General features: G+C 34.0%; 17 protein-coding genes. 11 read left to right on the top strand and 6 right to left on the bottom strand.

The features are described from left to right. Window positions 1-312: 312 nt before the first annotated feature. The 6 genes from CGC48_RS03375 (at window position 313) to sufD (ending at window position 5752) form a co-directional block, all read left to right on the top strand. Entirely contained in the window at window positions 313-693 is a 381-nt protein-coding gene (locus CGC48_RS03375; protein ID WP_018279653.1) for an HU family DNA-binding protein, read from the top strand. A 161-nt stretch (window positions 694-854) separates the two neighbouring features. Continuing rightward, on the top strand, window positions 855-1814 hold the full coding sequence (locus CGC48_RS03380; RefSeq protein WP_098028472.1) for a DUF2262 domain-containing protein: 960 nt from the start codon (window positions 855-857) through the stop codon (window positions 1812-1814). A 62-nt stretch (window positions 1815-1876) separates the two neighbouring features. Continuing rightward, window positions 1877-2914, top strand: coding sequence for an SMI1/KNR4 family protein (locus tag CGC48_RS03385; RefSeq protein WP_098028473.1), 1038 nt, complete (start codon window positions 1877-1879; stop codon window positions 2912-2914). Window positions 2915-2961: 47 nt separating this feature from the next. Beyond that, a complete protein-coding gene (locus CGC48_RS03390) occupies window positions 2962-3696 on the top strand; it encodes a hypothetical protein (protein WP_098028474.1) in 735 nt (244 codons plus the stop codon). A gap of 76 nt (window positions 3697-3772) precedes the next feature. Next, a complete protein-coding gene (locus CGC48_RS03395; RefSeq protein ID WP_098028475.1) occupies window positions 3773-4336 on the top strand; it encodes a Tll0287-like domain-containing protein in 564 nt (187 codons plus the stop codon). 129 nt (window positions 4337-4465) lie between these two features. After that, on the top strand, window positions 4466-5752 hold the full coding sequence (gene sufD, locus CGC48_RS03400) for a Fe-S cluster assembly protein SufD (RefSeq protein WP_098028476.1): 1287 nt from the start codon (window positions 4466-4468) through the stop codon (window positions 5750-5752). 81 nt (window positions 5753-5833) lie between these two features. Here sufD and CGC48_RS03405 read toward each other — a convergent pair whose 3' ends face one another. The 4 genes from CGC48_RS03405 to CGC48_RS03420 all read right to left on the bottom strand — a co-directional run bounded on the left by CGC48_RS03405 (window position 5834) and on the right by CGC48_RS03420 (window position 10467). Next, on the bottom strand, window positions 5834-7588 hold the full coding sequence (locus CGC48_RS03405; protein WP_098028477.1) for an ABC transporter ATP-binding protein: 1755 nt from the start codon (window positions 7586-7588) through the stop codon (window positions 5834-5836). A 69-nt stretch (window positions 7589-7657) separates the two neighbouring features. Next, on the bottom strand, window positions 7658-8665 hold the full coding sequence (gene holA / locus CGC48_RS03410; protein ID WP_098028478.1) for a DNA polymerase III subunit delta: 1008 nt from the start codon (window positions 8663-8665) through the stop codon (window positions 7658-7660). 119 nt (window positions 8666-8784) lie between these two features. After that, window positions 8785-9162 (bottom strand): hypothetical protein, encoded by a 378-nt coding sequence (locus CGC48_RS03415; protein WP_098028479.1) that lies wholly within the window; start codon window positions 9160-9162, stop codon window positions 8785-8787. Between the two features lie 147 nt (window positions 9163-9309). Further along, complete coding sequence (locus CGC48_RS03420; RefSeq protein ID WP_098028480.1) at window positions 9310-10467, bottom strand: ABC transporter permease; 1158 nt, start codon at window positions 10465-10467, stop codon at window positions 9310-9312. Window positions 10468-10528: 61 nt separating this feature from the next. Between CGC48_RS03420 and CGC48_RS03425 the strand changes: the two genes are divergently transcribed. Beyond that, entirely contained in the window at window positions 10529-11770 is a 1242-nt protein-coding gene (locus CGC48_RS03425) for an exo-beta-N-acetylmuramidase NamZ family protein (RefSeq protein ID WP_394336561.1), read from the top strand. Between the two features lie 535 nt (window positions 11771-12305). Here the strand turns inward: CGC48_RS03425 and CGC48_RS03430 are convergent. Further along, window positions 12306-15170: a DEAD/DEAH box helicase gene (locus CGC48_RS03430; protein ID WP_098029745.1), complete on the bottom strand. Its 2865-nt coding sequence runs from the start codon at window positions 15168-15170 to the stop codon at window positions 12306-12308. 144 nt (window positions 15171-15314) lie between these two features. Here CGC48_RS03430 and CGC48_RS03435 point away from each other — a divergent pair, with 144 nt between their 5' ends. From CGC48_RS03435 to CGC48_RS11965, 3 genes are all read left to right on the top strand, one after another. Beyond that, on the top strand, window positions 15315-15746 hold the full coding sequence (locus tag CGC48_RS03435) for an RrF2 family transcriptional regulator (protein ID WP_098028482.1): 432 nt from the start codon (window positions 15315-15317) through the stop codon (window positions 15744-15746). A gap of 16 nt (window positions 15747-15762) precedes the next feature. Continuing rightward, the gene (locus CGC48_RS03440) at window positions 15763-16473 is read left to right on the top strand and encodes a tRNA1(Val) (adenine(37)-N6)-methyltransferase (protein WP_098028483.1); all 711 of its coding nucleotides are present in this window, start codon (window positions 15763-15765) and stop codon (window positions 16471-16473) included. A gap of 114 nt (window positions 16474-16587) precedes the next feature. After that, on the top strand, window positions 16588-18633 hold the full coding sequence (locus CGC48_RS11965; RefSeq protein WP_098028484.1) for a multiheme c-type cytochrome: 2046 nt from the start codon (window positions 16588-16590) through the stop codon (window positions 18631-18633). Window positions 18634-18692: 59 nt separating this feature from the next. Here the strand turns inward: CGC48_RS11965 and CGC48_RS03450 are convergent, their stop codons facing one another. Further along, a complete protein-coding gene (locus CGC48_RS03450; protein WP_098028485.1) occupies window positions 18693-20150 on the bottom strand; it encodes an aminoacyl-histidine dipeptidase in 1458 nt (485 codons plus the stop codon). Between the two features lie 107 nt (window positions 20151-20257). Here CGC48_RS03450 and CGC48_RS03455 point away from each other — a divergent pair, with 107 nt between their 5' ends. Beyond that, the gene (locus CGC48_RS03455; RefSeq protein WP_098028486.1) at window positions 20258-21301 is read left to right on the top strand and encodes a DUF3810 domain-containing protein; all 1044 of its coding nucleotides are present in this window, start codon (window positions 20258-20260) and stop codon (window positions 21299-21301) included. Window positions 21302-21425 lie beyond the last annotated feature (124 nt).

Consider the following 21425-nt stretch of genomic DNA (forward strand, 5'->3'; position numbering starts at 1 on the left):
TGTTTTACTAAAAAGCTCAGTATCTTTTTAAGAAAAGTTCTTGATGTTTTACTGAAAAGCTCCTGATGTTTTTAAATTATCTCCTTTTTTAATTTTAAGAAGCCTATTTTTCTTTCTCAAATTTTATGAAGGAGGGATATTTTATTTCAACGTAATATTCATCAGAATGAAAGGGAATAAAAACATTAAATATTTGTTAAAGTATTAGCTAATTTAGGTTTGTTTTTCTAAATTTGTCTTGTATATCACTTAGATTATAAGTGAGTTATACAACAAAATATTTATTTGTTTAATTTTAAAAGAAAGATTCTTATGGCAATCAAGATTAAAGCAGTACAGAAAAGAAACCCACAGAAACCTACCGAACCTGCTAAGTGGTACCCTCAAGCTGTGGGAGATGGTGAAACAAACCTCAATGATTTAGCGATGTATGCTTCGTCGGTTTCAACTGTATCAAAAGCAGATATTTTAGCAGTACTCGAAACAGTTTTGACCAAAGTAACGCACGATTTATCTGAAGGAAAAATAGTACGTGTGGGAGAGCATTTTACGCTTCAGATGGGAATTACGGGGACTCCATCAGAAAAAGAAGAAGATGTTACAGGAACCAAAGTGAAGTCTGCTCATATTCTTTTCCGCCCAGGAAAGATGTTATCCGATATGATTAAGGTAGCCACCTTTAAGAAAAAGTAATTTTCTAACAATAATTTATTCAAACGCTATCAGGCTTTCTATAAAAATATATTTAGAAAGCCTTTTAATGTTACTTATTGTTAATAGAAAACTATACAACAAAAATTCTATTTTCTACTTACAATTAAATACAATTGATTATGAAATAAAAACAAAACATTATGAGCATCAGCATTCAAGATTTAAAGAAAGTAGTAGAAACCACAGAATATCAGGAGTTAATAAAACAGCTAAGTCAAGAATATCATATTGATATTTACAATAAAATGGAATTACAATTGTACAATATCATTAATGAGCGATGTAAGTTATCCAACCTTTCAATTGATGAAATTTACCGATTCTTTTTAGAAAATCAGACGTTAGTTTGCCTTTATATCAACGAGAAATTTGGTAAACCCGAAGAAGAAAAAGATGTAACATATTTAGGTTTTCCGCAAACAATCTTCCTAACTTCGGCAATGGAAATACTACTTATTGAGCAAAATAATCTGCTTGATTATTTGAAAAAGCAACGTGTAGAAGCTCCTACCAAATGTGTGAAAGAAGATATAGCTTCGTATCAAAGAGCTTTAGCCACAAGTAAAAATCAACCAATTCCTGAAGTATTCCAGAAAAAACCTACTAAGAAAAAAGTCATTTCTTCCGTAGGAAATAAAATAACTTTAAGTAAGTTTATACCTACTGATTGTGATGATGAATACCAAACTACAGCAACTATCTGGGAAAAGGAAACAGAAATTGACATTATTGGTGATTATGATTCCAAAAAAGCTATTAGCAATCGTTTGCAATGGATAGAAGATAATCGCAAAATGATACTTACTTTCGCTTTAGAAGCTGAGGAATTTTTAAGTCATTTCAACCATTGGGTAACTACTGAAATACAGAAGAAAGGGAAAGCTGTCCTGTATGATAATACTATTTTAACTGCTCCTATTACGGAAGAAGAACTAATCAAAAGCATTTATATTGAAGGGATTTCTGTACTTTTAGAGGAAGGAATTATTGAAAGTATCGATATAAATCTTGTAACTTCACCTGATTATTTTGGAGGACACACCTTAGTTATTGAAATCAATAACAAGAAAAAATTATCCTTTGGAGGTATGCAAGGATAATAAATTGCCTTAGCAATTTTGAAAATCAACATATTAAAAAGAATACAATAAACATACAAATAATGAAAAAGTTAGAAGCCTTAGAACAAGAATTTGGGTTTGAATATCCTGAATTATACAAAGAATTATATCAAAATAATATGCTTAATTTAGGAGAATATTCTTCCGATTGGTTACAACTAACCTATCCAAAGCTGAAAGCTAACCCGCCTTTATTACTATATGGTCAGGATTTTGAAGTAACACCCATAGAAGAAATTCAATCCATCATCGAAGAGATACGCGACCCTGATGACTATCGTGAGATAAATCCTGACTATCTGTTTGTTCCATTTGGGCAGACTGGTGGAGGTGATTATTATTGCTTTTGGTATCATTTCCCAGAAGAAATTGAAGCAGCTGAACCGCTGATTGTGTTACTTCCTCACGATGATGTAGAGCTTGAAATATTAGCAAAGAACTTAGAAGATTTTATCTTTGCTGAGCTTTGTAAGTCGGTTTGTGATGTTTATGAAGAAGGATTGATAATGGACGGTAGTTTCAAAGAAAATATTGATAATATGCTTCGTACACATTTGCCTTATCTGTCAGAAGAAAAGCAACGTATTGTTTCTGAGCTTTATCAGCGAGAATGGTTTACTCACACGTATAAAGTTAATTATGGCAAAGGTGAAGATAGCTATCAGGGACTTATCACTCGCGAAGATTTAGAAGAGCTTTTGGAGAAAGAAATCGGATTTCTTTATCGAAATGAAAGGTTTAATTATGAAAGAGATACGGACTCTCCTCCTCTTCAGTTACAAAAAATAGAAGGAATGCTTTGGTTATATTTCTCTCCCATACCTGAGGATTCTTCTCCTGTATATGAACTTTTGAAGCAACTCAACTGGCGAAAAGATAAAAACATAATGGATAAATTGGCTTATCAACGCAAACTGAGTCAGTACACACCACATTCTGATTGGGCAACTCGTCAGAAAGAAATCTTAGAAGCCTTCCTACCTCGACTTCAAAAGCTCAAGGAGTTTCAAGGATTTCAATTGGTATTTAAAGATGATTCCACAGGAGAAATTGTGGATTTGACATCTTTATATAAATAAAATAACAGTATTTTTTTGATAAACGTAAGGGAAAATAATAAATAAAGATGACGCCTATTTTTAAATCTTTTATTGACGTTTCAAACGAATTTCGCAAATCAAATGCCTCTAAGCAAAGTGTAGAAAAACTCTATGATTTATGCTATGAACTTGAAAAAACAGAACGAAATAGAGAAGAAGACTTTATTCTTTGCAATATATATACGTTACTTGGTTTTCATCGTTCAGCTTATGAAATCTTTAAAACCATTGCAGATAAAAGCAATCCAAAGGATGTCTCCAAACTTTATGTATGGGAACAGAAAGCAAACTCACACGAGAATAATTTCATTATTAAGGATTTGCGTAAATTTCAAACAAGGAAAAAACAAAATAACCTCAGGTTGAAAGATTTCATTCCTTCTGGAGAAGAAAACACTTTTCTTTTGAAAAAAGATGAAATCATCATTTTTAATAAAGTAGTTGATACTAGTGATTTTTCTGTTTTCATACATAAAAATCATAATTTTCAAGAAAACTTTGACCGAATTTCTGAGTATCTATTGTGGCTTTCCGACTGCAAAACAGAATTGATTACATTTTTCAATCAAAAGATGAAACCCGATATTTTAGTAGGTAACTCTTGGTATGATTCGTTAGATGTTTATTGTGCTTTGGTGGGTATTGATGACAAAAGAAATCTATTCACCGAAATTTCAATGGGAGACACCCTTTCCCCTGACCATATTTTAGAAGTTGAAATTGAAAACTATTCATTTATATCAATAGAACTAAATGGATAAAATTTTGATTAATTGATTTATCAATACTTTTATTTTCTTGTTTTTTATTATAAATTTGAACCTAAATTTTTTCAAAATGAAACAGATATTTTTTAGCATTATAGGGCTTCTTTTAGTAAGTTGTAACCAGTCAAGAAAACTAACAGAAAGTGAGATTAACCATTATTTAACGTTGGGGGATAGCATTGCCTCCCAAGCACAGAAAGTTTTGCTTATGAACGTTTCAGCAAAAATGAAGGAAGGTGGAGCCGTTCGTGCTGTGGATTTTTGTAGCGAGAAAGCTGTTTTCCTGACAGACTCTCTTTCAAATAAACATCACATTCAGCGAGTTTCTGACAAAAATCGCAACCCAAATAATTTTATCTCTTCGGAGTTAGACCAAAAAGCTTGGAATGATATGGCAACTTTAATGCAAACTTCTGGAGAAAAGCACCTGATTTTACAGGACAAAAATGATGTATATTATTATAAAGCAATTCCACTGGCGATGCCTACTTGCCTTGCCTGTCACGGAAATTCGCAAACCGATATTGCTCCAGAAACCTTTCAAATACTGGCAGAAAAATATCCGAACGACAAAGCAACTAATTACAAAATGGGCGAATTGCGAGGGCTTTGGAAAATCAAAATCGGTGACTAATTTCTTCATAACCACAAAGAATTCTTACTCTGAAGTAAATATTTTGCTTGTTGGATTATTTTTTTTCATACCTTTGCACACTTTCTTTCAGAGAAAAAAATTTATTTTAAAAAATTACTAAACTAAAAAATGAACTTAAAAGAAAATTGGCTTTCTTCCTTTGAAACATTTGAAAATAAGGAAGATATATTAAAAGATACTCGCAGGGAAGCTATTTCAGTTTTTGAAAAGAAAGGATTTCCCACAAAAAAAGATGAGGCTTGGAAGTACACCTCGCTCTCAGATTTGTTAAAAAATAACTTTGCTTTATTACCAAAGGTAAAAAATCAGGTTACGGAGGAACAAGTGCGTCCGTTTTTAGTAGCTTGTGATAGTTATAAAATTATCTTCGTTGATGGATATTACTCTCCAGAATTATCTGATAATCAAACTAATGATTTTCTAATTTCTCCTTTGAGTGATATTTTAAAATCTTCTGACAATCAAGAGTTTGTTACAAAGCATTTCAATCAAGAAACTCGGAAAGATGATGTTTTTACAGCGTTAAATACCGCCTTTACCAGTGAAGGAATTTGCATCTATATTCCTAAAAATAAAGCAATTGAAAAGCCAATACAACTATTGTACATCACAACGAATTCAGATGAGGCAATCTGTCATCAGCCTCGAAATGTTATTGAAGTTGGCGAAAATGCACAAGTAAAAGTCATTGAAATCCACCAGAGTTTATCAAAAAATGCTGTGCTTACCAATACTGTAACTGAGGTTTTTGTTCGGAAAAATGCAATTTTGGATTACTACAAAGTTCAAAACGATAACTCAAAAGCCTCGTTGATTGACAATACTTATATTTCACAAAAAGAAAACAGCAACGCTTCAGTACATACTTTCTCTTTCGGAGGAGATTTAACGCGTAATAACTTGAATTTCTACCATCACGGGGAACATTTGGAATCAACTTTGAAAGGTGTTACAATCCTATCAGGAAATCAGCACGTTGATCATTACACATTGGTTAATCACGCCGAGCCAAATTGCGAGAGCCATCAGGATTATAAAACCATTTTATCTGACAAAAGTACAGGAGTTTTCAATGGGAAAATTATGGTGGAAAAAATTGCCCAAAAAACGAATGCTTACCAGCAAAATGATACCATTTTACTTTCGGACAAAGCCAATATTAATACAAAACCACAATTAGAAATCTTTGCAGATGATGTAAAATGTTCACACGGATGTACAGTGGGGGAACTTAACAAAGAAGCTCTTTTCTACTTACAAACACGCGGAATTCCTAAAAAGGAAGGCGAAGCTTTGTTAACTTATGCTTTTGCTAACACAGTGCTGGAAAGTGTAAAAATCCCTGAATTAGAATCGCACATTAGTACAATGATTTCTAACAAACTAGGAGTATAAGTCTCCTATCATCTGAAATTCAAAAGTAAAAAAGGTTATAAATAGTTCATATTTATAACCTTTTTTATCTATAAAACTAGCTTACTCATTTGTAGCAAACTGAACTTCGTACAGATTACGATAATAACCATTTTCAATTTGAAGAAGTTGCTCGTGAGTTCCGATTTCAACAATATTTCCCTTATCTAATACAATAATTTTATCAGCTTTTTTCACAGTTGCCAAACGATGAGCAATAATAATTGAAGTACGTCCTTTAGTTATTTTGTCGGTAGCTTCTTGAATCATTTTTTCGGAATGCGAATCTATTGATGAAGTAGCTTCATCAAGGATAAGTATCTCAGGTTTACTCATATACGCTCGTAAAAATGCTATCAACTGACGTTGTCCTGCCGAGAGCATCGTTCCTCTCTCTTTAACATTATAATGGTAACCATTAGGAAGTTTCATCAAAAAGTCGTGTACTCCAATGCTTTTTGCCGCTTCAATAACATCTTCTTCCTTAATATTTGGATTTTTTAACGTGATGTTATTCAAAACACTATCAGCAAACAAGAAAACATCTTGCAATACTACCGCGATGTGCTCACGCAATGAGGATAAAGTGAGCGTCTTTATATCTATATCATCAATATAAATCGTTCCTGATTTGATATCATAAAATCGATTTAATAAATTGATAATCGTTGTTTTACCAGCTCCTGTTGCACCAACAATAGCAATAGTTTCACCTTGTTTTGCCTCAAAACTAACTCCTCGTAATACTTCCTCTCCCTCAACATATTCAAAACGAACATTTTCAAATCGGATATTGCCTTTTACGTTTGTGAGTTCTTTATTTCCTTCTTTTTCAAGGTCAGTTGTTGTATTCAATATGGCAAATACACGTTGAGAAGCTATCACACCCATTTGTAACGTATTGAATTTGTCTGCAATATGTCTGAGAGGGCGAAATAACATTTGCGTAAGTTGAATGAACAAAAATATAACTCCTAAATCAAATGTATTTTTGGAAATAGCATTAAAACCTCCATACCAAACGATTACAGCTATTGTGATGGAAACACACAAATCTCCTACGGGGAAAAAAATAGAGTTATACCAAATGGTTCTGAGCCAACCTTTTTTATGTTTTTCATTGATTTTTTTAAACTTTTCATATCCTCCTTCTTCTTGAGTGAAAAGCTGTACGATTTTTATTCCTGAGATTCGTTCTTGTACAAAGGCATTCAAATTTGCAACTTCTTTACGAACTTCAACAAAAGCTGACTTCATTGATTTTTGAAACCATCGTGTCATATACAGAATAAAAGGCATCGTCATAAAACTTATTAAAGCCAATCGCCAATCAATAACGAACATAACAACTGCTATCACAATCATTTTCAGCAAATCGCTTATAATTTCAAAAAGCCCAGAGCTAAAAACCTCTCCGATACGCTCCATATCATTTACCGCACGTGTAACTAACAATCCGACAGACGATTTATCGTAATATGACATTTTAAAACGCAGTAAATGAGCAAAAAGCTTCTTGCGGATATCTCTGATTACAGTTTGTCCTAACCAACTTGCAAAATAAACAAATAAAAACTGTACAAGCACTTCCGACACAAGCAATCCTACCAAAAAGTATGTGATAAGAAAAAGGCCATTATAATCTTTAGGAATGATGTAATCGTCTATCGCGGTCTTGATGAGATAAGGCTGAGCAGTCGCGAGTAATGAAGCCAAAACAGACAAAAAAGCAACTACAAAAAAAGCAAAGCGATAAGGCTTTACAAAATGATATAATTGTTTGAAAGTATGTTTGTTACTTTTTGAATTTTCTGACATTTTTTATTGTTTTTGAACGAAAATCATTACAAAAATATATTTTTATAACTGATGTGAATGCTATGAAAATTAATTTCTTAAAATATTTATGATTAATTCCTTCAAGAAATCAGATTGTGAGGTATTGGCTGCGCCTACCCCCTTGCTTTTCATATCTATTTCCCGAAGTCCAGCAATGATAGCACTAACTCTCTTCATTGGATAATTATGAGCTGCAATATGATATTCTTTGACGAAATACGGATTGATTTTCAGCACACTTGCTACATTTTTGTCGGTTTGGTCAGTGAGCCCGTGGTACATCAAAAGTTGCTGAAAAAAACTATAAAGTGTTCCAAGAGTCACAACAATAGGATTATCTTTCGGATTATCAGCAAAATATCGGATAATTCTGACCGCCTTAAATTCGTCCTTTTCTCCAATGGCTTTCCGTAATTCAAAATTATTGAACTCTTTACTGATTCCTATATTTCTTTCAATAATATCGGGAGTGATTTCAGTATTTTTTGAAACTACTAAAGTAAGTTTATCTATTTCATTTTGAATTCTACTCAAATCCGTTCCTAAAAACTCCACGAGCATTTGTGTAGCTTGTGGGTGTATTGTGTAATCTTTTTCTTTCAAAATAGCTGGAATCCAGTTCATCACATCTCTGTCATAAAGTTTCTTACTTTCGAAAAGAACACAATTTTTGCCAAGGGCTTTTACCAGTTTCTTACGTTTGTCGAGTGTTTTATATTTATAACAAATCACTAAAATTGTTGTTTGTGTATAGTTCTCAACATACGAAACTAAATCCTCTACAGAATTTCCTAAATTCTGAGCTTCTTTTACGATAATTACTTGATAAGGAGCCATCATCGGAAAGCGTTTTGCATTATTGATGATATCTGCAACTGACACATCTTGCCCATAAAGCACCATCTGATTGAATCCTTTTTCATCTTCCGAGAGGATATTTTCCTGAATATAATCTGAAATCAGGTCAATAAAATAAGGCTCCTCCCCCATCAAAAAATAGATAGGAGAAATATTACCTTTTTTTATGTTATCAATAATTTTTTGGGCTTCGTTCATAACTATCGTAAAAGTGCAAATATACGAAAAAGAATTACCGAATATAATCACAAGTGACATAAAAAAAGTCACCCTGCTTTTTCAACAAGGTGACTTTTCATAGCTTCTAAGTCATTAAACTATCTTTTTGCATCAGCTGTCCAAGTTTGCTCATCTTTCATATAAAGAATACTTAAACTTGATGCTGTGATTCGGATGTATTTAACTCCTTCTTCAAAATCAACATTTACCAGAGTGTTATCTCCATCTTTTTTAAACTCAACTCCTTTCAAATCTTTAATTCCATCAGAAAAACGGAAATAGTAATTGTTTCCAGCCTTAACCACAGTTACTGCTCCATCTTTTACAGATTTGTCCTCAGTTGCTGATTTGTAGCCTATTGAACCTTTGTAAGTCCCTACAAACAAGTTGTTGTCTGATGGGTCATCATTCTTACTACAAGCAAAAACAACCAATGCTAAACAAAAAACTCCTAAAATTTTCAATGCTTTTTTCATTTTTAAAAATATTTTACGTTAATACACCAATAAAAATACAATAATCGTTCCAAAATGAAAAATAAAATCACAAAGTTTAGTTAAAACTCAACATTTGTTGTATTTCAAGATAAAAATAAAACAATTTTCAGTAAAAACCATTAATACTTACGAAAATTTCATTGATTTTGTTGGAGATATTTTAGTTATAACATATGTTGGTAGAAGTAAAATCATCAGACAGAGAGCTAATACACCAATGTTTAGAAGCAAAACAATTGTTGGCTGAACATAAATTGGAACTTCTGTAACGTAATAAGTACTTGGGTCTAATTTGATAAAACTATACTTTTTCTGCAAATAAAGTAAAAACAATCCTAACAAGTTTCCCCAAAGAAGTCCTAAAAAAATAATATAAGCTGCATTGAACAGAAATATATTTCGGATACTTTTATCAGTTGCTCCCAAGCTCTTCAAAATACCTATCATTGGAGTTTTCTCAAGAATTAATACCAAAATAGCCGTTATCATATTAAATCCTCCAACGATTATCATTATACCAATGATGAGATAGATATTAAAGTCAAACATTCCTAACCATTCAAAAATAAACGGATATTTCTGAATAATAGTCCGTGAATCAAGACTTGAAAGCGTCTCGTTATAAACTTTATTTCCTATTGCTTCTATAGCGTCAAAGTCATTGATAAAAACTTCAAAGTTTCCTATCTCATCGTGCTTCCATTGATTAATTCGCTGTATTTGCCTAATATCTGTGAAAATATACGAGGCATCAAATTCCTGAAAACCACTGTTGTAAATCCCTACAATCTCAAAATTCCGCTGATTTGGGACTTGAGATTTTTCATCTTTCAGAAAAATAGCGTGGCATTTATCTCCCAGCTTCAAATGTAATCGATTCGCAAAATATTCCGAAATAAGAATTTCATTACTGATTTCTTCTCCGCTAAAATTAGGAACACGCCCTTCCTTTATGAACTCTTTCATCAATTGCCAATTGTAGTCCTTCCCTACCCCTTTGGCTAAGATTGCCTCGTAACTATTTTCTGTTCGGATTATTCCTCCCTTAGTTGCTACTGCTTGTACGTGAGTAACTTCAGGAATGTTAGGGAAATTGGGATAGAAATTTTGATGAATTGAAATTGGCTTTATCGAAACTTCCGAAGCATTATTATCATAGTTATAAACTTGAATATGCCCCTGAAATGCCACTATCTTTTCTCGGATTTTTCGTTGCAATCCCATTCCGGTAGCAATAGCGATAAGCATCATAACTACTCCCACCGCAATAGCTGCAATCGCCATTTTGATAATTGGAGAGGATACCGTACTTTTGTCCGATTTCGAAAAAATAATTCGTCGTGCTATGAAAAGTGGAAAATTCAATCGTAATTTTTTTATTAGGAGCGTCAAAAATACAATTTTTTTGCTACTTCTGATGGCTTCGTGCAAAAATAATGGGCAAAAGATTAAAAATAAACCCTTTATAACCCAACAGAATTCCTCCCAGGAAATTATTTTAGGAGCCAACCGAATGGATTTGTATTTACCTCTCTTACAAAATAAAAAAGTAGGAATCGTTACCAACCAAACGGGGATTGTTAAAACACAAACTGGCAAATACGTTCATTTGGTAGATACTCTTTTAAAAAGAGACATCAAGGTTACGAAAGTTTTTGCACCCGAACACGGATTTCGTGGCGAAGCCGACGCTGGAGAAGTAGTAAAAGACGGAAAAGACACCAAAACTGGGCTTCCTATTGTATCACTTTACGGAAAAAACAAAAAACCTACGAAAGAACAACTCACAAATCTTGATGTAATCCTTTTTGATTTGCAAGATGTTGGGGTGCGTTTCTATACGTACATATCAACGCTTCATTATGTTATGGAGGCTTGTGCTGAAATGCAATTACCCGTTGTAGTTCTCGACCGACCTAACCCTAACGCCCATTACATTGATGGTCCCGTGCTACAACCTGAGTTTAAAAGCTTTATAGGAATGCACCCTGTTCCAGTAGTTTACGGAATGACCATTGGAGAATACGGACAAATGATTAATGGCGAAAAATGGTTGGAAAATAACTTAACCGCCAACCTAACGATTATCCCTCTGGCTAACTATACACATCAAACGCCCTATAGTTTGCCTGTAAAACCCTCACCCAATTTACCTAACGACACATCGATAAACCTTTATCCCAGCTTGTGTTTCTTTGAAGGCACTAATGTAAGTATGGGGCGTGGTACTTCGTGGCAATTTCAGATATATGGTTCGCCTTATTTTGAAAAAACTACGTTCAATTTCACTCCCAAACCTAATGAAGGCGATAAAAACCCAAAATTTAACGGAAAGATTTGCTATGGGGAGGACTTGCGTCAGTATCCTACCCTTTCTAAGCTCAATTTTACTTGGCTGAAGAAAGCTCACGAGCAATCAAAAGGAGTAAAAACACCATTTTTCACCTCTTCTTTCAACAGAATTGCAGGAAATGCCATACTAAAACAACAAATCATTGCAGGAAAAAGCGATGAAGAGATACGCAAAACGTGGCAAACCGACTTGGAGAAGTTCAAAAAGACACGGGAAAAATATTTAATTTATTAAAAACTCAATAAATTCTTCTGTAAACGAATAAATCCCTTCAAAAAGACCATAATCAACCCCAATTATACACAATCGAAAGACAAGATTTTCTCTTGTCTTTCTCTTTTTTTATATATTACTATCCAGAAAAGAAGATTGACTGATTATTTTTTAATTCTTCTCGCAATTTTATTAATTTTGACCTTTTATAGATTGATATTGACTAAAAAGAAATCAATTTTGACCAATAACAAATCAATTCTGACTAACAAGAAATAAATTCTGACTAACAAGAAATAAATTCTGACTAACAAGAAATAAATTCTGACTAACAAGAAATAAATTCTGACCAACAGGAAATCAATCTTGACCAATAGGAAATTAATCTTGACCAATAGGAAATCTATTCTGACTAGCAAGAAGTCAATCCCAACCGACAAGAAACAAATTCTGACCAGCAGGAAATGAATTCTGACCGGTAAATATTGATTTCTGACGGGTAAAAATCAATGAAAAGTATACTTTTTGTTTTAAAAGTAGTGTAAAAAGTAACATATTAGCCTAAAATATCTTCAATATGTTCAATAACTTCGGAAACAAAGGCAGTTTCTTCCACAATGTTCTGGGAAAGTTCCTTTTTGGTCTGTTGTAATCTGATTATTTTCTCTTCAATAGTGTTTTTAGATACAAATCGAACGACATTCACCTTGTTTTTTTGCCCTAATCTGTGAGCTCGAGCGATAGCCTGTTTTTCCGAAAAGGGATTCCACCAAGGGTCAAGCAAAAGTACGTGAGAGGCCTGCGTAAGATTTAGTCCCACCTCTCCAGCCTTGAGGGAAATAAAGAAAAATTTTACACTTTTATCGTTTTGAAAAGCCTCTACCTCAGCTTTTCGTTGAGCGGTAGGGACATTTCCTGTGAGTGTAACGTATCGTATGCCTTCTTGTTGGCACCATTGCTGGAAAATCTCCAAATGTGTAACAAAACTACTAAAAACAAGTGCTTTTTGATTGGAATGCATCACAAGTTCCATATAATTGATAACTTCTTCATACTTTCCTGAGGGGATTTCACTCTGTTTGTCTATCAATTTAGGGTGATTGCTTATTTGTCGGAGCTTCATTAGTACATTCAAAGCACTAAATTGCGAAATTTGCCCATCAACTTGCAGTAATTCATTCCTCGCTTTTGATTTTTCACGCTCATACCACTTTTCCTGAGCTTCAGAAAGTTGGCAATAAATGATTTGTTCCATCATTTCAGGCAAATCATCAAGTACTTGTTCCTTTGTTCGTCGCAAAAGAAACGGACTGATGATGGTTTTAAGCTCTTCCAATACCACAGTATCGCCTTTCTTCTCAATATTATGCTTAAAATACTTGCTGAAATGCGAAAAACTGCCTAAAATATTCGGGTTGATGAATTGCATTTGCGACCATAAATCGCTCAAAGAGTTTTCTATCGGCGTTCCGCTCAAAGAAATTTTGTGTTGAGCCTTAATTTCGTGAATTGCCTTAAACGTTTGCGAATTTTTATTCTTTATACGCTGACTTTCATCTAAAATAATATATCTGAACTCTTGTTTTTGAAAGATTTTCGCATCTCGGGTCACAATCGGATAACTCGTGAAAATCATATCGTAATTCTGCAACCGATTTGCCTTTGCTTTGCGGTCACTACCCACATATTGCGTACATTTGAAGTGAGGAGCGAAGCGTTTTGTCTCATCATACCAGTTAAAAACCAAAGATGACGGGAGAATTACCAAAACTCGCAGGGGTTCTTTCTGTTTTTGTCCAGAACTGAACAAATCAGGAGCTGAAATAGCTTCAACTTCTGGTAATTTATCGTGAATATCTACTAATAATGCAATGGTTTGCAGGGTTTTACCAAGTCCCATATCGTCGGCAAGACAAGCCCCCAATCCATTATAATGATGTTCCAAAAGCCACTTTACACCTTCTTGTTGGTATGGGCGAAGTGTCGCTTTTAAGTTTGGAGAAGGGAAGTATTCTACGTTACTTACAAGCGTTTGGGCTTTTAACTCGGGTAATTCTTCAAGAAGTGCATAATTATTTTTAGGAAGTTGAAGTTTTCCTTCGGAAATTTTGGTAAACTTCACTAAAGTTCCGTACCTACTGAACCATTCTTGCGGAATAATGAATAAACTTCCGTCCAAAAGCGTATAAATGGGATTATTTTCCTTTATATTTTTAATCAAATCTTTAAAATGGAAGGTAAAATCTCCTTGTTTTACCTGCATATTGAGGTCGAACCAGTCATTTTCGGCTTTTGTTTCCGACAGAATTAATTGTGGAAGTATTTTGGGAGCTTTTTTTCCGTCGATTTCAATATTTTCAAGAGAAAAACCTGCTTCAAGGAGTTCTTTTTCCTTTTCTAACAGATGAAAATACGATGCAAACGGATTATCTTCTTTTAAGAAGAAAGTTCCTTCATTTTCTGAAAAACCCAACCCAGTTACTATTTGTTTTTTCTCTGCTTCTGCTTGAAAATTTCTTTTATAATTGGTGATTTGTAGCCCTTCATCGGCTTTCATTTCCAATACGGAATGTGATTTTTTGGACTGATTGCTACTGAATGTGTAACCATCGTAGTCAAACTCCAAAAATATCTTGTAATGATTAGCAAAAAAGTCGTGCATTAGGTGTAGTTTTGTTGCAATCATCTGATTTTTATGGATAATTTCAAAACCTTTTGCTTTTATCTCAACTTTTTTGAGAATTTCTTTAAGAAACTTATCAAAGTACTCACTAATGAGTTTCTCCGGAATGAAAACTTCTGCCTTGCTTAAAAAAGGCTTTACATTCAATGCTTTAATATAAGCGACTTTTACCAATTTCTTATCGATAACAAGCCACGACTTTTCGTTATTTAATAGCTTGATTTGGTGTTGATTCGGGATAAGTAGTTTGTTGTTCTCCAACAAAGAGAGCCTATATGTAATACCGATGGTTGTTTTTTCAAATTCCAAGAGAGGTTGAAGAATCTTTTGGGTAATTTGTATTTTCTGTTTGGTGATTTCATCTTTTGTATTGAGATTGATTGTCAGGAAAAAATCGTTTTCTGAAATCATTTGTAGCATTTGGGCTGTCTTTTCCTCAATGTAGGTCAGTATCGCTTGTTTTTGCTGTGCATTTTTATAAAGGACCTCTATTGAGGAGGACTTTTTAGCAAACTTTTTAATCAAAATAGGCTTCTGAAGTGTATTTACCTGTTCCAAAAGCTCTTTTTGCTCTGCGTTTAATTCAATTTGAGGCAAACTTTGGAGAATTTCTTTGTTTGCTTTCTTAAAGAAATACCAAACATTACCTTTTTGCTCTGCGATATAAGCACTGGGCAAAAAGACAGCAAAATCGGCATCAAAAGTGAAATCAAAAAAAAGCAAATAATTAGTATGCATTTGTGTTGAAGCAAAAATTTTGATTAAGGGTGGCAAAAATAGTTCTAAAATTCCAGATGGCATCGCCTTTTAAAGGCAAAGAGAAAAAATATTCAGCACAAAAAATTTTTTTCGTACCTTTGTCCCCAATTTATCCATACTATTATGTTTTCCAATTCAAGTAAATACGCAATAAATGCTGTTATATATCTTGCTGTGCATTCTTCTGAATCTAACAAAATCAGTGTAAAGGAAATCGCAGAAAAATTGAACATTCCCACCCCATTCTTGGCAAAAATACTTCAGACTTTAGCCAAAAAAAGAGCCATTAATTCAACAAAAGGACCAGGAGGAGGGTTTTGGATATCAGAAGAAAAAAAAGAAGCTCCGCTTATAAGCATTATTGAGCATATTGATGAATTACATAGATTTATGACTTGTTCTATGAGTTTGAAAGGATGCTCTGAGGAAGAGCCTTGCCCAATACATTACGCCATTAAGCCCTTTAAAGATGAGCTAAAAAAGCAATTAAGTGAAAACAGCATTTGCTTTTTTGCAAATAAAATAACTAATGGCGAAGCCTTCCTATTTATCTAATGTTTAGTTTGCTACTATGAACTTCAGATTCAAACAATTTTCAGTTTCTCAGGCACAAAATGCAATGAAAATAGGTACTGACAATGTACTTTTGGGAGCTTGGACGCCAGTTGATAATTTCCCTCAAAGTGTGTTGGATATTGGAGCGGGAACAGGCATTCTTGCTTTGATGTTAGCTCAGCGCACCAATGCACAAACTATTGATGCTGTGGAAATTGATGAAGAAGCATACATTGAATGTGCAGAAAACTTTGAAAATAGCCCTTGGGCGGACAGACTTTTCTGCTATTTTGCTTCTTTTCAAGAATTTGTAACGGAAATGGAAGGAGAAAAATACGACATTATCATTTCAAATCCTCCTTTTTATACCTCTGAGTATCAAACTGAATGTAATTCGCGTAACAAAGCTCGTTTTGAAAACTCTTTGCCTTTCAGCACTCTGATAGATGGTGTAGCCTCATTGCTTTCTGATGAGGGTATCTTTTCTGTTATTATTCCATTTTCGGAAGAGGAGCATTTCGTGCAGTTAGCCTCACAAAAAGGCTTGTTTGCAAGGAAAATCACTCGCGTGAAAGGCAACGCCAATGCAGATTTAAAACGTAGTTTGATTGCTTTTGACAAAAAAAGTGAAGTTTGTATTTCCGACCTGTTGATTATAGAAAAAGAACGTAACGTATACACAGAGGCTTACACAGAACTTACCAAAGATTTTTATCTAAAAATGTAATTCCTAATCCAAAGTTTAATATTCTCCTTAAAAGTGAAGAGCCAATTTTAGATTGTTTCTAAGAAATAGTCATCATTTTTTCATTATTTTTGTACACATCTTACAACCAAAATAATGACCAAAAAATATCTACTGATTTTCATTATTATAGCCTTAATCCTAACCATTTTGGCTTTCGTATTTCTACCTAAACAAGACACTTATTCCAAAGTTGAAAAAGTTGACATTGTAACCAATCAAGGCTATGCAGGTTCACATTCTTGTAAGCAATGCCACGAACAGGAGTATGCTGAATGGGAATTATCTGACCATTTCAAAGCAATGCAACACGCTGATGACAAAACTGTTTTGGGTGATTTTAACGACGTTACATACACTGCTGATGGAATTACTTCCCGATTCTTTAAGAAAGATGGTAAATTCTACATAAATACAGAAGACGAAAACGGGAAATATCGTGATTTTGAAATTGTTTTCACTTTCGGACATTATCCACTACAACAATATCTAACCAAGTTTGATGGAGGAAAAATGCAAGTATTCCGACAAAGTTGGGACAGCCGAGAAAACAAATGGTTTCATCAGTATGCAGGAGAAAAAATTCCACCTGGTGATTATTTACATTGGACAAATGCTGGTCAGAACTGGAACTTAATGTGCTCTACCTGCCATAGTACCAATCTACAGAAAAATTATAATCCGTTGGAAGACACCTACAAAACTACTTATGACGAACTAACTGTGGGGTGCGAAAGTTGTCACGGACCTGGAAAAAAACATAATGATTTTATGCTAAGTTCTGATTATCAGAAAGGTATTTCTAAAAATTTCTTCATAAATTTGGGAGTAAATACACCACAGAAAACAGAACTGAATACTTGTATGCCTTGCCACGCCCGAAGAGGTGAAGTTACACAATACCACACTGCTTCTGACGAAATTATGGATAATTATATTCCTGAAATACCTATTACAAATATCTATTTTGCAGACGGACAAGCTCTTGATGAAGTTTACAAATATGGCTCTTTCCTTCAGAGTAAGATGTACCACGTATCAATCAAGTGTACAAATTGTCATTTGCCCCATTCAGGAAAACTGAGAATGCAAGGAAATCAATTGTGTTTGCAATGTCATACGCCAAATTATGCAACATCAGCACATACATTTCATAAAGAAAATACGGAGGCTTCCGATTGTAAATCGTGCCATATGCCAACACGCACATATATGGGTAATGATATTCGTCACGACCATAATTTTGCCGTTCCTCGTCCTGACCTGTCAGAAAAGTATGGAGTTCCGAACGCTTGTAATGCTTGTCATAACGATAAATCTGCTAAATGGGCTAGTCAAGCAGTCGAAAAATGGTATGGAAAAGGACGAAGGCCACATTTTGCAGAAAGTTTAATCATTGGAAGCTTACAGAATGAAAAAAGTCTGGAACGACTAAATGAGTTGCTCACAAATTCAGCTACTCCTGATATTATTCGGGCAACTGCTGTACATTATTTAGGAGGAATATACACAGAACGAAGCCTTCAATTAGTGAAAAAGGAATTGAATAGTTCAGACGCTCAAACTCGTTACCGAGCAGTTATCGCTTTGGGAAATTTTCCAATACATTTATATGAAAATGAATTAATTCCATTGCTGAGCGATAAAGTAAAAGCCGTACGAATAGCCACAGCATATGTGTTCCTTTCACAGAAAGGCTGGGAACAATCGAAATTATTAGCTTCGTTTGAATCAGCAAGAAAAGAATACGAAACTTTTGTACTCTCACAAGCTGATTTTCCAGTGGGAAGTGCCACCGCTGCTGACTATTTTACGCATTTAGGAGACACAGACAAAGCAATTTTATTCTACGAAAGAGCCATTAAAAAAGACAAAACTCTGAATCACGTTCGTCTGAATTTAGCAACACTTTATAACGGAAAAGGGCAAAACGATAAAGCGTGGCAAATACTTCGTCAAGCTCAAAATTACGCTCCCGAAAATGCACAAGTTTATTACTTTATGGCCTTATTAAGTAGCGAAGAAAAAGATTATAATCAAGCTAAAAAATATTTTGAAAAAGCAATGCAATTAGGAATGAATAATGAAAATATACAAAGAAATTATCAATCAGTAATTCAGATAATTAACAAAAAGAACTAATGTAAAAAAGGAACTATTTTTAGTAAGATAGTTCCTTTTTTTATTTGTTTTCTTCCTTTTTAACTTGGAATGTTCTTCAAAATTTCAAGCAAATATTTCCAGAATTTTTGAACAGATTTAATATTCACTTTTTCATCAGGAGAATGTGCTCCTTTGATGGTAGGACCAAAGCTAATCATCTCCATATTCGGGTAATTTTGCCCTAAAATTCCACATTCTAATCCTGCGTGACAAGCAACCACGTTGGGCTTCTCTCCGAATAATTTTTCGTATTGTTCTTTTAAAACCTTTAATATAGAGGAATTTACATCAGGTTCCCAACCTGGATAACTTCCTGTAAATTCCACCTCGAATCCAGAAAGTTCAAAAGCAGAACGCAACGCATTTGCTAAATCAAATTTTGCCGATTCCACCGAAGAACGTGTCAAACAATGAATTTTTATTTCTCCGTCTTTAACAACCACTCTGGCAATATTATTACTGGTTTCTACCAAATCCGAAATACTTTTACTCATTGCGTAAACGCCATTGTGTGCCGTGTAAATGGAACGCAAAACCCCTTCTTGAACGCCCAATTCCATTACGTTTTCGGGCAAATTAGTACTTTCCAAAGTGATGAACAGATTAGGCTCGGTTATTTGCAATTCGTGTTTTATTACTTCAGTAAGTTGCTTGAATTCAAACTCAAACGCTTCATTTTGGACTTTATCAACTACGACAATGGCAGTACTTTCACGAGGGATTGCATTACGCAATCCACCGCCGTTTATTTCCGAAATTCGTAGTCCGAAATTTTCAAAACCATCGAAAAGCAAACGATTCATTATTTTATTGGCATTACCAAAACCTTTGTGAATGTCCATTCCGCTGTGTCCGCCTTGTAATCCTTTCACAACGATTTTGTAAGCAACCACATCTTGCGGAATTTCTTCTTGGTCGTATTCACGGAAAGCGGTAACATCAACACCTCCAGCACATCCTATATCAATTTCATCATCTTCTTCAGTGTCCAAATTCAGAAGAATGTCGCCATTGAGTAATCCGCCTTTAAGTCCCATCGCTCCAGTCATTCCAGTTTCTTCATCAATAGTAAAAAGAGCTTCAATATCAGGATGTTCAATATCAGCGCTTTGTAAAATAGCCATTATTGCCGCCACTCCAATTCCGTTATCAGCACCAAGGGTGGTTCCTTCAGCTTTTACCCAATCGCCTTCAATTTTCATTTTGATACCTTCTGTACTAAAATCGAAAATGGTATCGTTATTTTTTTGATGAACCATATCCAGATGCGACTGAAGGACGACTTTTTTGCGATTTTCCATTCCTTTTGTTGCTGGTTTTCGGATAATTACATTTCCCACCTCATCTTTTAGGGTTTCCAAACCTAATTTCTTTCCGAAATTCATCATAAAAGCAATTACTTTTTCTTCCTTTTTTGACGGACGAGGCACCGCATTCAAATCCGCAAAATTTCCCCAAAGGGATTGGGGTTCTAAATTTCTTATATCTTGATTCATATTGAATAAAATTAAAACGACCTAAGCAAACTCATTTGTGTTGAAAGCCCAAAGTTAATGATAAAATTTATTACTTTTGCTCCCTACACAAAATTATTTTTGATAAAATGAAACCCAAATATATTTTCTATACTTTTTTCATTGGAATTTGGATCTTATTACGAAACTTCCCACAAATAACTGAATCTGTCTATAGCAGAGGTATATATCCTTACATTGCAAAGGCATTTCACTTCATTTTTGGTTGGATTCCTTTTTCATTTGGAGACGTTTTTTATACGCTCTTGAGTGTATTTTTAATCTATTTTGTAATAAAAAACAGAAAAAAAATATGGAAAAAACCTATTTGGTTTGCTGACAAAGCCTTTTCTTTCATTTTTATTCTATTTTTTTGTTTTTTTTCTTTCTGGGGATTTAATTATTTCCGAATTCCACTATCAGAATCACTAAAAATAGAAACAAAATATACTAAAAAAGAGCTTCTACAAGCTACTGAAATGTATATTGAACAGGCAAATCACTACCATAAGCAATTAGCAGAAAACGACAGCGTTAAAGTTGATTTTAAAATGTCGCATCGTGAAATTTACGAAATTGCTTGGAAAAGTTTTCCGCTGGAAATTGAAAATCTGACCGATTTTTCTTCATTCAAAAGCGTCAAACCTTCGATGTATAGCTTATTTCTAACGTATATGGGGTACAGTGGCTACATCAATCCGTTTACTAACGAAGCCCAAGTAAATGGAAAAATAATTGGTTACTCCACTCCTATCACAGCCTGTCACGAAATTGCTCATCAAATGGGTTATGCAGCTGAAGAAGAAGCTAATTACATTGGATATTTAGCCGCAGAAAAGAGTGATAATCTGTATTTTAAATATAGTGCGTCTATCTTTGCATTGCGTTATTTACTTGGTGAAGTATACAAATTTGCTCCAGAAGAGTACAAAGAAATTAAAGAAAAAGTACACTTTGGAATTTTTCAGAATTATGCCGAAACTCGTCGCTTTTGGAAACAATATGAGAACAAAGCTGAACCTATTTTCAAAGCAAGTTATGACGTTTTTCTAAAAGCTAACAAACAACAGCAGGGTATTGAGAGCTACAATTTAGTTGTAGGATTACTTATTAACTCAAAAATAAAAAACTGAAAATCTGCAAATTAACTAAATCATCTTTCCATTCTTTGAGAAAAAATAACATCCTTTGAGAAAAAATATATGATTTTCTTATGTTTTTTCAATATAAGTAGTATATTTGCTTACGGATTTTTCA

The sequence above is a fragment of the Capnocytophaga cynodegmi genome (genome assembly GCF_002302475.1).
In the GTDB taxonomy this organism is placed as follows: Bacteria; Bacteroidota; Bacteroidia; order Flavobacteriales; family Flavobacteriaceae; genus Capnocytophaga; species Capnocytophaga cynodegmi.